Annotated in this window: 11 protein-coding genes; all 11 read right to left on the minus strand. The window is 64.2% G+C overall.

All coding sequences use genetic code 11. The features are described 5' to 3' along the window. Window positions 1–154: 154 nt before the first annotated feature. Window positions 155–1,597, minus strand: coding sequence for an NAD-dependent succinate-semialdehyde dehydrogenase (locus tag DJFAAGMI_RS15760; RefSeq protein WP_167006640.1), 1,443 nt, complete (start codon window positions 1,595–1,597; stop codon window positions 155–157). A 146-nt stretch (window positions 1,598–1,743) separates the two neighbouring features. Further along, a complete protein-coding gene (gene cobA / locus DJFAAGMI_RS15765; protein WP_211457827.1) occupies window positions 1,744–2,568 on the minus strand; it encodes a uroporphyrinogen-III C-methyltransferase in 825 nt (274 codons plus the stop codon). Between the two features lie 36 nt (window positions 2,569–2,604). Then, a complete protein-coding gene (locus DJFAAGMI_RS15770; RefSeq protein WP_211457828.1) occupies window positions 2,605–5,466 on the minus strand; it encodes a nitrate reductase in 2,862 nt (953 codons plus the stop codon). Continuing rightward, window positions 5,463–5,576: a hypothetical protein gene (locus DJFAAGMI_RS25260; RefSeq protein ID WP_211457829.1), complete on the minus strand. Its 114-nt coding sequence runs from the start codon at window positions 5,574–5,576 to the stop codon at window positions 5,463–5,465. The genes DJFAAGMI_RS15770 and DJFAAGMI_RS25260 overlap by 4 nt, the downstream gene beginning before the upstream one ends. A gap of 79 nt (window positions 5,577–5,655) precedes the next feature. After that, a complete protein-coding gene (gene nirD / locus DJFAAGMI_RS15780) occupies window positions 5,656–6,054 on the minus strand; it encodes a nitrite reductase small subunit NirD (protein WP_211457830.1) in 399 nt (132 codons plus the stop codon). 23 nt (window positions 6,055–6,077) lie between these two features. Next, window positions 6,078–8,546, minus strand: coding sequence for a nitrite reductase large subunit NirB (nirB, locus tag DJFAAGMI_RS15785; protein WP_249334360.1), 2,469 nt, complete (start codon window positions 8,544–8,546; stop codon window positions 6,078–6,080). Between the two features lie 289 nt (window positions 8,547–8,835). Beyond that, complete coding sequence (locus DJFAAGMI_RS15790; RefSeq protein WP_167006652.1) at window positions 8,836–9,648, minus strand: ABC transporter ATP-binding protein; 813 nt, start codon at window positions 9,646–9,648, stop codon at window positions 8,836–8,838. A gap of 108 nt (window positions 9,649–9,756) precedes the next feature. Then, the gene (gene ntrB / locus DJFAAGMI_RS15795) at window positions 9,757–10,749 is read right to left on the minus strand and encodes a nitrate ABC transporter permease (protein ID WP_211457831.1); all 993 of its coding nucleotides are present in this window, start codon (window positions 10,747–10,749) and stop codon (window positions 9,757–9,759) included. Window positions 10,750–10,775: 26 nt separating this feature from the next. Further along, window positions 10,776–12,047 carry a CmpA/NrtA family ABC transporter substrate-binding protein gene (locus tag DJFAAGMI_RS15800; protein WP_211457832.1) on the minus strand — a complete coding sequence of 424 codons (1,272 nt, stop codon included), beginning with the start codon at window positions 12,045–12,047 and terminating at the stop codon, window positions 10,776–10,778. Between the two features lie 252 nt (window positions 12,048–12,299). After that, window positions 12,300–13,580, minus strand: coding sequence for a nitrate regulatory protein (locus DJFAAGMI_RS15805; protein WP_211457833.1), 1,281 nt, complete (start codon window positions 13,578–13,580; stop codon window positions 12,300–12,302). Window positions 13,581–13,637: 57 nt separating this feature from the next. Next, window positions 13,638–14,012: a ribosomal maturation YjgA family protein gene (locus DJFAAGMI_RS15810; RefSeq protein WP_211457834.1), complete on the minus strand. Its 375-nt coding sequence runs from the start codon at window positions 14,010–14,012 to the stop codon at window positions 13,638–13,640. Between the last annotated feature and the right edge of the window lie 26 nt (window positions 14,013–14,038).

Consider the following 14,038-nt stretch of genomic DNA (forward strand, 5'->3'; position numbering starts at 1 on the left):
ACACAGCGGCTTTTTGCTTCTCAGAGCGACACTTCAAACCAAGCATGCTCCATCCCGGAGACGCCAAGCAAGAGCCGCCTCGCGGCGATAGCGTCGTCCGCCTTCCATAGCGTGGCGCGTAGAGAAAGGGGAAAGGCGCAAAGCGCCTCAGGGCTTACACACAGCTGATCGCCACGGCCTTGGCCACCAGATAGGCTTCCAGCGCTTCCGGGCCGCCCTCGGAGCCATAGCCCGAATCCTTGATGCCGCCAAAGGGCAGCTCGGCCGATGGCAGGGCCGGCTGGTTGATCCACAGCATGCCGGCTTCCACATCCTGCGACAGCAGGTGCGTCGTCTTCAGCGAACGCGTGAAGGCATAGGCGGCCAGGCCATAGGACAGGCGATTGGCCTCCTGAATGGCATCTTCGATCTTGTCGAAGCCGCGAATCGCCGCCACGGGCCCGAAGGGTTCCTGGTTGAAGATGTCGGCCGTCAAAGGCACGTCGGCCAGCACCGTGGGCGCAAAGAAGTTGCCGGCAGAGCCAAAGGATGCGCCGCCCGTCATCAGCTTGGCGCCGCTTTGCTCGGCGTTCTGGATCAGCTGGGTCAGCGCGGTCACGCGACGCGGGTTGGCCAGCGGACCCATCTGCGTGCCCTGCTCCAGGCCGTTGCCGACCTTCAATGCCTCGGCATGGGCCACCATGGCGCGTGTGAACTCCTCGCGCACGCTGTTGTGCACCAGAAAGCGCGTGGGCGAGATGCAGACCTGGCCCGCGTTGCGGAACTTGGCGGCGCCAGCGGCCTTGACGGCCAGTTGCACGTCGGCATCCTCGGCCACGATCACGGGGGCATGACCACCGAGCTCCATGGTGGAGCGCTTCATGTGCTGGCCGGCCAGCGCTGCCAGCTGCTTGCCCACGGCCGTGGAGCCCGTGAAGGTCACCTTGCGGATCACGGGGTGGGCAATCAGATATTCGGAAATCTGTGCGGGGTTGCCATAGACCAGGCCCACCACACCGGCGGGAATGCCGGCATCGACGAAACACTTGAGCAGGGCGGCAGGGGAGGCCGGAGTCTCCTCGGGTGCCTTGACCAGGAAGGAACAGCCCGAAGCCAGGGCCGCGCCGATCTTGCGCACGATCTGGTTGACGGGGAAGTTCCAGGGCGTGAAGGCGGCGACCGGGCCCACGGGGTCCTTGATCACCAGTTGCTGCTGCTCGGGACGACGCGAAGGCACGATGCGGCCATAGACACGCAGAGCCTCGTCGGCAAACCATTCGATGATGCCGGCGCCAGCAATGATTTCCACCTTGGCCTCGGCCAGCGGCTTGCCCTGCTCCTGCGTCAGCAGCGCGGCGATCTCGTCGGCACGCTCCTTGAGCAGGGCTGCGGCACGGCGCATGATGGCGCCGCGCTCATGGGCAGACACCTTGCGCCAGACCTGAAAGCCCTTGTCGGCCGCCGCCAGGGCGCGGTCCAGGTCGGCGATATCGGCATGGGCCACACGGCCAATCACCTCGCCGCTTGCAGGGTTGCGCACATCAATTTTCTTGCCGCTGGCAGCGTCCTGCCACTGACCGTCGATCAAAAGCTGGGTATCGGGATATGCAGTGCTCATCGCATGACTCATAGGTGTCGGCCGCCGCTATCCCCCTGCAGACTGACGAGGCCGGGTGTGACAAATGTTCAGGGGTTGCCGGACAAATTCTAGTCATGCAGGCTCGGCACTCAGACAAAAGGGAGACAGCTGTCAGCAATCGGCCTTTATGCACCCACGGCGCGGCGCAGTTGCACCTGCTCCAGCAGGCCGTCAAGGCCGGCTTCCGACGATGCGGCCAGGCCGACCACCTCGCCCACCACGAACACGCAGGGGCTGCCCAGTCCGCTGCATGCCAGCGCCTGCGTCATCTGCCCCAGATCGGTCAGTATCTGCTGCTGTGTGGGCAGGCTGGCGCTCTGGACCAGGGCCACGGGAGTTGTAGCCGGCAGCCCGCCAGCCAGCAGCTGCTGCTGGATGACAGCGGCAGTGGCGACCCCCATGTAGATCACCAGCGTCAGCCCCAGCATGTGGGCCGTGCCGGCCAGCATCTGCCAGTCATGGCCGGCACTGCCCGGCTTGGCGTGACCTGTGATGAACACCACGCCATGGGCATGGTCGCGATGGGTCAGCGGCACGCCCAGACTGGTGGCAGCAGCCAGCCCTGCGGTGATGCCGTTGACCACTTCCACGGCGATTCCGGCTGCGCGCAGATGCTCGACCTCCTCGCCGCCCCGGCCGAAGATGAAAGGGTCACCGCCCTTGAGACGCACCACCAGCTCGCCCTGGCGGGCTGCCATGATCATGAGCTTTTCGATGAACTCCTGCGAGGTGCTCTCGCGCCCGCCGCGCTTGCCCACATGAACGATGCGGGCGCTTGCGCTGGCAAGCTTCACGATGTCGGCAGACACCAGGTCGTCCGCCAGCAGCAGCGTGGCGCACTGGATCAGTCTCAGCGCCTTGAGCGTGAGCAGTTCCGGATCGCCGGGGCCGGCACCGACCAGATAGCAGCGGCCCACGGCCGACAGGGAAGTGGCATGGCTGTTTGTCATGGCTGGCCTTTCATATGCATTGCCGGACATCGAAATCTAGGTGGCAATCGACAGGGCTGCCGACTGCGGCGCAGGCGTCGCATGCACCAGTTGTTTGATTCTGGGAATGCAGGAGCCGCAGCGCGTGCCGCAACCCAGGGAGGACTTGAGCTGCGCGAGCCGCTCGTCAGTAGATCCCTCGCACGTTGCCAGCGCCGAGCTGATGCTGGCCTCATCCACATTCATGCAGGCACAGATCTGTGGCGACCGGGCCGGCATGGCGGCGGGCGGCCTAGCCCCCGAGGACAGCAATAGGCGCCCATAGCTTTGCACCGATTGCTCGTCACGCAGTACCGGCCCCAGCCAGCGGCCGGCGCTGGCGTCGCCACAGAGCAAAAAGGCATCAAGCCTGGGCTCCTCCGTCTGCCGACCTATTGCCATGGCGCGGCTGCATTGGCGACGTGCGTCGGCATAGCGCATGGCCTGCGGGCCATCGAGTTGCAGCAGACCATGCAGCCGCGCCAGCACCTCGGCGGACGGCGCCGCATAGGCCGCCGCGCGGAACTGCACGCCGGTGCGGCCCTGATCCGCTTGCTCCAGCGGCACGGCGCGTCCGAACAGCACGCAGCTGGCAAAGTCGAACTCGGCCATCAATTCGGTCAAAGCCTGACGAACCGACTGCACCTGCCGTTCATCAAGCCAAGCCATGCCCAGACAGGTCCAGGGCAGCTCGGCCTTCAGCAGCTTGACGGCCACATGCTTGAGCTCGGGCTGCTTGGAGCGTGGGCAACGCTCGGGCGTGGTCAGGGCGTTGACGCCCGCAAGCCGCTGCCCCTTGGAGCCCATGCCGCTCAGGTACATGCTGCCCCAGTGCATCGGCAGATAGAGCTGTGCGGGCTGCAAGCCCGGGTCCGCCTGCACGGGCAACACGATGGCGCCATAGCGGTTGGAGACATGGACCAGATCCCCTTCCTGCAGTTGCAGGCGTTGCATGTCCTGGGGACTGACTTGCAACTGCGGTTCGCTGACATGGGCAAACAGGCGCCCCAGCTGGCCGGTGCGCGTCATGCCATGCCATTGATCGCGCAGGCGACCGGTGTTGAGACTGAACGGATGCCGCGCATCGCGCGGCACGGCCGGCGCCTGCCAGGGCTGGGCATCAAAGCGTGCGCGCCCGTCCGTCGTCGCAAACACCGCATCGCCATACAGACGCTGCCGGCCTTGGCTAGCGCCTTGAGGCACGGGCCATTGCTGGGGCCCCTTGACCTCCAACACCGCCCAACTCAGACCCGTGATATCCAGATCGCGCCCGCGTGTGGATTCGCGATGCTCGTTCCAGACAGCTTCGGCACCCGCGTCGGCATTCGCAGTGTCATAGGGAAACAAGCTTGGCAGCGAAGGCCGAAGATGCTGCTCCAGACGCCGCGCCAGCTGCACGCCTATCTGCCAGTCATGGCGTGCCGCCCCCGGCGCGACCACGGCAGCGCGCACCCGCGAGATACGCCGCTCGCTGTTCGTGACCGTGCCCAGCTTCTCGCCCCAGGTGGAAGCTGGCAGCAACCAGTCGGCATAGGCCGTGGTCTCGGTCGCGGCAAATGCCTCCTGCACCACCACCAGCTCGGCGCGCTCCAGCGCCCTGCGCACCATGGCCTGTTCGGGCATGCTCTGCGCGGGATTGGTACAGGCAATCCACAAGGCCTTGATCTGGCCGTCGGCAGCGGCCTCGAACATCTCCAGCGCGGACTTTCCGGGCTGCTGCGGAATCGACTCCACACCCCATAGCCGCGCCACTTCGGCCCTGTGCGCTGCGTTGGAAAGATCACGATGCGCGCTCAGCAGATTGGACAGCCCGCCCACCTCGCGCCCGCCCATGGCATTGGGCTGGCCCGTCAGCGACAGCGGGCCTGCGCCGGGCCTGCCGATCTGGCCCGTCGCCAGATGCAGATTGATCAGCGCCGCATTATTGGCCGTGCCGCTGCGGCTTTGGTTCAGACCCTGGCAGTACAGGCTGAGCGTGGGACGACGCACGTCCGTCGGCTCCTCGGCACCGCCCAGTGCCATCCAGCGCGCCGCCCGGTACAGGTCCGCCACGGGCAGGCCGCAGATGGCAGCGACCTTCTCGGGCGTGGCTTCGCGCACCAGCTCCTTGAGCGCTGCAAAGCCGCTGGTGTGCTGCGCGACGAAGGCGCCGTCCGTCCAGCCCTCCCACAACATGATGTGCAGCAGACCGTGAAACAGCATCACATCGCTGCCCGGCTGCAGCGGCAGATAGAGATCGGCCAGCTCGGCGGTCTCGGTGCGGCGCGGATCGGCCACGATGATCCTGAGTTGCGGATTGCGCGCCCTGGCCTCTTCCACACGCCTGAACAGAATGGGATGCGCCCAGGCCATGTTGCTGCCCGTGATGAACATGCAGCCGGCCAGGTCTATGTCCTCATAGCAGGCCGGAGGTGCATCGGCGCCCAGCGTGGCTTTGTAGCCGGCCACGGCGCTGCTCATGCACAGGCGCGAATTGGTGTCGAGATTGTTGGTGCCCAGCAAGCCTTTGACCAGCTTGTTGAAGACGTAGTAGTCCTCGGTCAGCAGCTGGCCACTGAGATAGAAACCCAGAGCGTCGGGACCATGAGCTGCATGAATCTGGGCGATGCGCCCGGCTAGTTCGTCCAGGGCCTGATCCCAGCTGACCGCCTGCGGTACGGCTGTCCGCTCCAGCCTGCGCATGGGCTGCAGCAAACGGGCCTGCTGGGCATAGGCGGGCGCGGCCGTCAGATGCAGGGTGCTGCCCTTGGTGCACAGACGGCCCAAGTTGGCGGGATGCTCGGGATCGCCACGCACGCCGGTGATCTGCAGACCATCGGACTCGATGACCACGCCGCAGCCGACACCACAATAGGGACAGGTGGACTTGGTTTCTTTCATGGCATCACCAAAGAGAGGCGGCGGCGTTCATGTTCACCGCAACGCGGACCGCCGAAGGCGAGTCCGCAGCCGACACCGCAATAGGGACAGGTGGATCGGGTCTCATGCATGGCAGACTTTCAGTGAAATCATGCTGTAACGCTTTCTGAATAAGCGCATGCAGCTATTCATTTCATATCAACAGAGCCACTAGGCCGTGGCACAGCCGGGTTTGCCCGCGCAATGCGCAGGACCGGCATGCGGGCGGGTCTGCTCCAGGGCGCGGCTGGCCAGTTCGTCGGCGCGCAGCTGCACCTCGCCGTCCTGCACACGCACGCTGAAGTAAGGCGTGCAGCCCTCGTCGGGCGCCGCCGCCTCGCCGCTGCTCAGTGCAATCGTCCAGTTGTGCAGCGGACAGGCCACGCTGCGACCGAACACAATGCCCTGCGACAGCGGGCCGCCCTTGTGCGGGCAGCGGTCCAGCAGCGCAAACACCTCATCGTCGGCATTGCGGAACACGGCCACATCCAGCCCTTGTGCACGCGCCACGCGGCGTGCTCCCAGCACGGGGATGTCGTCCATCGTGCAGATAGAAATCCATTCGCTCATTTCTGGCTCCTCGGTGCTTGTGCTCAGGCGCTGGCGCTTTCGGTTTGCGCCGCAGTCAGTGGCTGGAACTGGCGCGTATCCACGGCCGCCTTGTCGGCTTCGAACCAGGGATCGGGCTCGCCGTCCAGTGCAAACTGCAGCTGCTCCCACAGCGCCCTGCGCCCCTCGGCATCGTCGAGAATGCGTCGCTTGACATAGTCCAGGCCCACGCGATTGATGTAGTGCACCGTGCGCTCCAGATACCAGCCTTCCAGCCGGTACAGCTGCATGAAGGCGCCCGTGTACTCCATCACCTCTTCGGCGGTCTTGAGCTTGGTGAAGAAATGCGCGACCTCGGTCTTGATGCCGCCGTTGCCGCCCACATACATCTCCCAGCCCGAGTCCACACCGATGATTCCCACATCCTTGATGCCGGACTCCGCGCAGTTGCGCGGGCAGCCGCTGACCGCGAACTTCACCTTGTGCGGTGCGTACATGCGCCACATGGCGCGCTCCAGGTCCTTGCCCATCTGGGTGCTGTCCTGCGTGCCCATGCGGCACCATTCGCTGCCCACACAGGTCTTGACCGTGCGCAGGGCCTTGGCATAGGCATGGCCGCAGGGCATGCCGATATCGTTCCAGACGGCCTGCAGATCCTCCTTTTTCACGCCCAGCAGATCGATGCGCTGACCGCCCGTGACCTTCACGGTAGGGATCTGGTACTTGTCCACCACATCGGCAATGCGGCGCAGCTCGGAGGCCGTGGTCTCTCCGCCCCACATGCGCGGAATCACGCTGTAGGTTCCGTCCTTCTGGATATTGGCGTGGCTGCGCTCGTTGATGAAGCGGCTTTGCGGGTCGTCCCTGGCTTCCTTGGGCCAGGTGCTGATCAGGTAGTAGTTGACGGCCGGGCGGCAGGAGGCACAGCCATTGGGCGTGCGCCACTCCATGAAGCGGAACACCGCATCGGTGCTCAGCAGCTTGTGCTCGCGGATCGCATCGCGCACGGCCTGGTGCCCGTGGTCGGTGCAGCCGCACATGGCCTTGGTCTTGGGGGCCGCCGAGTAGTCGCCGCCTGCCGTGAACATGATGATCTGTTCCACCAGCCCGGTGCAGGAGCCGCAGCTGGCACTGGCCTTGGTGTGCTTGCGCACATCGTCGAGCGTGAACAGGCCTTTGTCCTTGATGGCCTTGCAGATCGCGCCCTTGGTCACGCCGTTGCAGCCGCAGACCTCGTCGCCGTCGGCCATGGCCGCGGCCTTGCTCTGCCCCTGGTGGCCGGTATCGCCGAGATTGGATTCGCCGAACATCAGCTTGTCCCGGATGTCGGCCACGCTGCGGCCCTCTCGCAGCAGCTTGAAGTACCAGCTGCCGTCCACCGTGTCGCCGTACAGGCAGGCACCGACCAGCTTGTCGTCCTTGATGACCAGCTTTTTGTAGACCCCCGCGTAGGGATCGCTCATGAGAATTTCCTCGGTATCGCCGCCGCCCTGGAAATCGCCTGCAGAGAACAGATCGATGCCCGTGACCTTGAGCTTGGTCGATGTCAGCGAACCCAGATAGCGACCGATGCCGAACTCCGCCAGATGGTTGGCCAGTACCTTGCCCTGCTCGAACAGGGGCGCCACCAGTCCGTAGGCAATGCCTCGGTGTGCCGCGCATTCGCCCACGGCATAGATGCGCGGATCGGTCACGGTCTGCAGCGTATCGCTGACCACGATGCCGCGGTTCACATGCAGATGCATGGACTCGGCCAGTTCGGTGCTGGGACGAATGCCCACGGCCATCACCACCAGTTCGGCCGGGATCTCGCTGCCGTCCTTGAAACGCACGGCGCGCACGCGCCCGCCGGTGTCGCCCAGCAGCTCCTGCGTCTGCGCCTGCATGCAGAACTGCATGCCGCGCTCGGCCAGCGATTTCTGCAGCATGCGGCCCGCCTGATCGTCGAGCTGGCGCTCCATCAGCCAGTCGCCGACATGCACCACGGTGACCTGCATGCCACGCTTCATGAGGCCGTTGGCCGCTTCCAGTCCCAGCAAGCCACCGCCGATCACCACTGCATGCCTGAGTGTCTTGGCCGCTTCGATCATGGCCTCGGTGTCGGCAATGTCGCGGTAGGCCAGAACGCCCTCCAGGTCCTTGCCGGGGATGGGCAGGATGAAGGGCTTGGAGCCCGTCGCCATGATCAGCCGGTCGTACTCGGCGCTGGCGGTCTCTCCCTGGGCATTGACCGCATGCACCGTGCGCCGGGCCCGGTCGACGGCCGTCACGGTATAGCCAGCGTGCAGCAGGATATGGTGGTCCTGGTACCAGGACCAGTCGTTGAGCACGATATCGCCGAGCGTCTGCTCGCCGGCCAGCACCGGCGACAGCAGAATGCGGTTGTAGTTGGGGTGCGGCTCGGCGCCGAAGACCGTGATGTCGTACAGATCGGGGGCAATGGCCAGCAGCTCTTCCAGCGCACGCACGCCTGCCATTCCGTTTCCAATCATGACCAGTTTGGATTTTTTCATCTGAGTCCCCGTGGGCATTTGCAAAGCCAAAAAAAAGACGTCTGCGCACTTCATGACTTGCATGAACGCGTAGACGTCTTTGTCTGTGGGTTCTGGTCCAGCCTTGCACCATCCCCCGGTGACCCACCTTGGCCACGCTGAACAACATGCAATAGCTGTGCCAGCTTTTCTCAGCCTGCAGAGACTATTCCATCCTGCGGCATGCACTGCTTTTGTGCACGGCCGCTTTATTGCTGTGCAAAACAGACATGGCGCCCCAAGGCGCCATGCAGCTTGAAATCAGAAAGGCTCAGGCCGCCTTCTCCACATGGCCCTGGCGCGTGTAGAGAAAGTCGATCACCGCCTTGCGATAGCTTTGGTACTGCGCATCCTCGGCCAGTTCCACCCGGCTGCGCGGGCGTGGCAGCGCCACATGCAGCACCTCGCCAATCGTGGCCGCAGGCCCGTTGGTCATCATCACGATCTTGTCGGACAGCAGCACGGCCTCGTCCACATCATGCGTGACCATCACCACGGTGCTCTGGGTGCGTGCCACGATCTCCAGCAGCTCGTCCTGCAGCTTGGCACGCGTCAGGGCGTCGAGAGCACCGAAGGGCTCGTCCATGAGCAGCACCTGGGGCTCCATGGACAGGGCGCGGGCAATGCCCACGCGCTGCTTCATGCCGCCCGAGATCTCTCCGGGGCGCTTTTGCGCCGCATGGCTGAGCCCTACCATGGCCAGCGCCGCATCGGTGCGCTGCGCCAGCTGTGCCTTGCTTTCGCGCTTGCCGAAGACGCGCTCCACGGCCAGATGCACATTGCCCCAGCAGGTCAGCCAGGGCAGCAGCGAATGATTCTGGAAGACCACCGCACGCTCGGGCCCGGGGCCCTTGATTTCCTTGTTGGCGCACAGCAGTGCACCGCCCGTGGGAATGGTCAGGCCGGCAATCAGATTGAGCAGTGTCGACTTGCCGCAGCCCGAGTGCCCGATGAGGCTGACGAACTCGCCTTTGGCAATGTTCAGATTGATGTCGCGCAGTGCGGGAAACAGTCCCTTGGCAGTCTTGAAGGTCTGCTCCACCCCGTGGATCTCGATGTACTTGGTGCTGAGAGATGTATGCATGAGGTACTCCTTGTTTTTTCCGAGGCCACCGTGACGCCGGCTTTGCCGGGCCATCGGTGGTGCCCCCTTGAGGGGGTGACGCGCCCGAAGGCGCGGCTCAGGGGTGGGTTAAGTCTTGACCTCTTCAAACGTAAAGGCCGAGGCCAGCTTGACCAGAGCCCACTCCAGCACCAGGCCCACGATGCCGATCACGAAGATGGCGATGATGATGTTCTTGACATTGAGGTTGTTCCACTCGTCCCAGACCCAGAAACCTATGCCCACGCCGCCCGTCAGCATCTCGGCGGCCACGATCACCAGCCAGGCCGTGCCCACGGCCAGGCGCACGCCGGTCAGCATATAGGGCAGCACCGCAGGAAACAGAATGGTGGTGGCGATCTTCCACTCCGACAGATTGAGCACGCGCGCCACATTCATATAGTCCTGGGGCACACGCTGCACGCCCACGGCGGTGTTGATGACCATGGGCCAGATCGAGCAGATGAAGATGGTCCAGATGGCTGCCGGATTGGCGCCCTTGAACACCAGCAGGCCTATCGGCAGCCAGGCCAGCGGCGAGACAGGGCGCAGCAGGCTGATCAAGGGGTTGAACATGCGCGACAGAAAGCTGAAGCGCCCGATCACGAAACCCAAAGGGATGCCGACCAGTGCCGCCAGACCGAAACCCAGGGCCACGCGCTGCAGTGAGGACAGTACGTTCCAGCCCACGCCCTGGTCATTGGGTCCATTGCGGTAGAAGGGATCGCTGAACACCTGCAAGGCCTGATCCCAGGTCTCGGCCGGAGTAGGAATGCTCTTTCCGGTGGTGCTGGAGACCAGCGACCACAGGCCGACCAGCAGCGCCAGCCCCAGCAGCGGCGGCAATACCTGGCCAGCAAACGCTTCCGCGTGCCGGCGCCAGCGGCCGGGCGGGGTCGAGATCACCGCCGGGGATGGCTTGACGACACCGGTATCTTTTTTCACTTCAGCCCTTGAAATATCTGCGTTGCCAGCTGTCTTTTCTGCAGTTTCCAGCTGTGCATCGTTGGCGGCCAGAGCGGCCAGTTGGGGGTCATGCGGGGGATCGAGTTCCAGCGGCGAATGAAGTGCGGCACTGACCATGATGGTTCTCCGTTAGGGTGACGGCCTCAGGCCTTGATCTTGAAACCGTCAGCGTATTGGGCCGGGTTCTTGCCATCCCAGACCACGCCGTCCATGAGCTTGCTGCTGCGCAGCACATCCTTGGGCACACTGACCTTGAGCTGACTGGCCGCCTGCTGGTAGAGGTCGATGCGGTTGATCTGCTTGGCCACGGCCAGATAGTCGGGATGGGCCTTGAGCAGACCCCAGCGCTTGTGCTGGGTGAGGAACCACATGCCGTCCGACAGATAGGGGAAGTTCACGGCCCCGTCGTTGAAGAACTTCATGTGGTTGGGGTCGTCCCAGGTCTTGCCCAGGCCATTCTGGTAGCGCCCCAGAATGCGCTGATTGATGGCGTCCACGCTGGTATTGATATAGGACTTCTGTGCCACGATCTCGGCCATCTTCGTCTTGTTCTGCAGGCTGGCGTCGATCCAGCGGCCGGCTTCGAGAATCGCCATCATCACGGCGCGGCAGGTGTTGGGATTCTTCTGTGCGAACTCGCCCGTGGTGCCCAGCACCTTCTCGGGATGGTCCTTCCAGATGTCCTGCGTGGTATTGGCCGTGATGCCTATGCCGTCCATGATGGCGCGATGGTTCCAGGGTTCTCCCACGCAGAAGCCATCCATATTGCCCACACGCATATTGGCCACCATCTGGGGCGGCGGCACGGTGATCAGCTTGGCCTCGGACAAAGGGTTGATGCCCGCTGCCGCCAGCCAGTAATGCATCCACATGGCGTGGGTGCCGGTGGGGAAGGTGCCGGCGAAGGTGTATTCGCGCTTTTCCTTGCCCATGACCTTGGCCAGACTGGCTCCGTCGACCGCTCCCTTGTCGGCCAGAGCCTTGGACAGCGTGATCGCCTGGCCGTTGTTGTTCAGCCCCATGAGCACGGCCATGTCTTTCTTGGGGCCGCCCACGCCCAGGTGCAGGCCGTAGACCAGGCCGTAGAGCACATGGGCGAAGTCCAACTCGCCGTTGACCAGTTTGTCGCGCACGCCGGCCCAGCTCGCCTCCTTGCTGAGAACGATCTTCACGCCGTATTTCTGGTCCAGGCCCAGCACCGAGGCCATGACCACGCTGGCGCAATCGGTCAGCGGGATGAAGCCGATCCTGACCTCTTTCTTCTCCGGCGCGTCGGAGCCTGCGGCCCAGGCGCCATGGTGACCCAGCGTGCCATAGAGGGCTGCGGCACCGGCGACGCGCAGAAACTCACGCCGCCCACCGGCAGATACGGGCTCGGGCGCAGGAACAGTAGACGAAGGGAGGCGCTGGCTCATGAGAAAACTCCATCAAGAATCGTGGTGAAGGCGATCCGGAAAACAAAAAGGCGCCCTTCCCTCCTCGGGTGTGAGGAGAAAAGGACGCCGTTGTCCCAGGTCACTCGTAATAACGCTTTAAGCGCGACCGCCTTTGGTCTGCTTGACATCAACAGTCATGCACAAACCATGCCAGTCCCCGATCAGAGGTGGAGCAGGCTTTGCTCCCCGGTTTTGGCCCATATTTGGTGCAGCGCAACAAGTACAACTCTGTCAAAGCGATGAATTGGTGCTGCCAGGCAGCAGGTCCACTGTGGCCAGAATCGCCTCGGCCACATCCAGCATGCGCCGGTTCTGGTTCATGGCCGTCTGGCGGATCAGCTTGTAGGCCTCGCCCTCGCTGAGCTGGCGGTAGTTCATCAGCACGCCCTTGGCACGCTCTATGGTCTTGCGCTCCTTGAGCGTGGCACGCGCCTTGTCGATTTCGGTCTGCATGTCCTGCAGGCGCATGGACTGCTCCTGCACAAGCAAGACGATGCTCTTCTCGAGCTGCAGCCCGTATGCGCCCTCCGCAGGCAAGGAGGCGGCTGGCTGCGTGGCTCCCAGAAAGGCCGCAGCCGCTTCGGCGCTAGTCCCAGGCTGCGGCTGCATCTCCAGCAGCGCCTTTTGCTGACTCAGCGCGGCACCTGCCTGCTCCAGCTTGCGCAGACATTGGGCCTGCAGCTCCTCGGCCAGGAATGCCTCAATCTGGTGCATGGCATCGAGCCGGCTGGAACAGGCTTCGAACCATGGCGAGCTCAAGCTGCAGTCCAGCGCCATGCCGTCCCCGGCCGTACAGCCCAGGCGCCGCAGCCGCTCGATCACCGTCATATCGGGACAGGCCCCGCATTGCTGCTGCCAGCGCTCCATCCCCGAGGGGCTGGCGAAGTCTGCAAACACCTGAAAGCAGCGCTCCTGCGATTCGATCAGATGCAGCCAATGGCGCTGACGCTCTGTCCTGCCGGCCCCTGCGGTAAACGCCGCGACCCCTGTGGCGCGCTCCTGGCCCGCCAGCTCCTTGCCCTGCATGAAATGAAACAGCGCCACCAGCAATTTCGCGATATCGGGATCGCAGGCGCTGTCCGCCGCCTCGAACACCACGGTCAGGCAGGCCGCAATCATGCGGATCAGCGCCTGCGTGCAGTCTTCGGCACTCAGCTGCAGAGCATCGCGCCGGCGGCGCAGCAGCGGCAGGGCTTCAAAGCCTTGCAGCGCATTGGCAATCGCATTGAACAGACGAGCGCCATGCGCGCCCGGCGCCCGCGCGCCCAGCTCTTCAAGCGCGAGACAGACCCGCTCCATGACCTGGTCCACATGAAGGCCATGGTCGAGCAGGCTCTGCTGCGCCTGCACGCCGCCGCTGACCAGAAAGATATTCGAGAGGCCGCGCTCTTTCTGCAGCGCATGGACGAGCTCGGACATGCTCGCCACCAGGTTGCTGGCGCGGCTGATCTGCTCCAGCTCGGCAATCTCGCTTTGCCTTGCAGCCACCAGATAGTGCAGAGGCGTTTTCATGGGGTAGTGCTTGTCGTCATGTTGATGCCATCGACGATCAGCACGATTCATGCCATCTCAGGCGAGGCGACGCTGCCGCCTCTCCCAGAGCCGGTCCACCATGGCGCCCACACCGATGCCCACGACATAGGCCAGCAGATCCAGAGGATCGAAGCCATTACCCAGAACCAGATAGGCCAGCTTGTTGGCGCGCAGGGCCTGCATCCAGGGGGCCTGATAGAGCTGCAGAAACTCGATGGCAAAAGCGATGACCAGGGACCAGGCCATGAGCTTGCCGCGCGTGATGGCCGGCCGCAGCCAGGCCACGCACAGCAGCACCACCCAGGCCCAGAGCGCATCGCCCGGATAGTTGCCCAGCACGGCGGGAAAGGGCACGTAGCCCCGGCGTGAGGCCAGCCCGATGGCGATGACCGCCCCAATGAGCAGGGTCAACCCCGTCCGTGAGCGACGAAAGGATC

It is taken from the genome of Comamonas brasiliensis (assembly GCF_018292285.1).
Classification (GTDB): domain Bacteria; phylum Pseudomonadota; class Gammaproteobacteria; order Burkholderiales; family Burkholderiaceae_C; genus Comamonas; species Comamonas brasiliensis.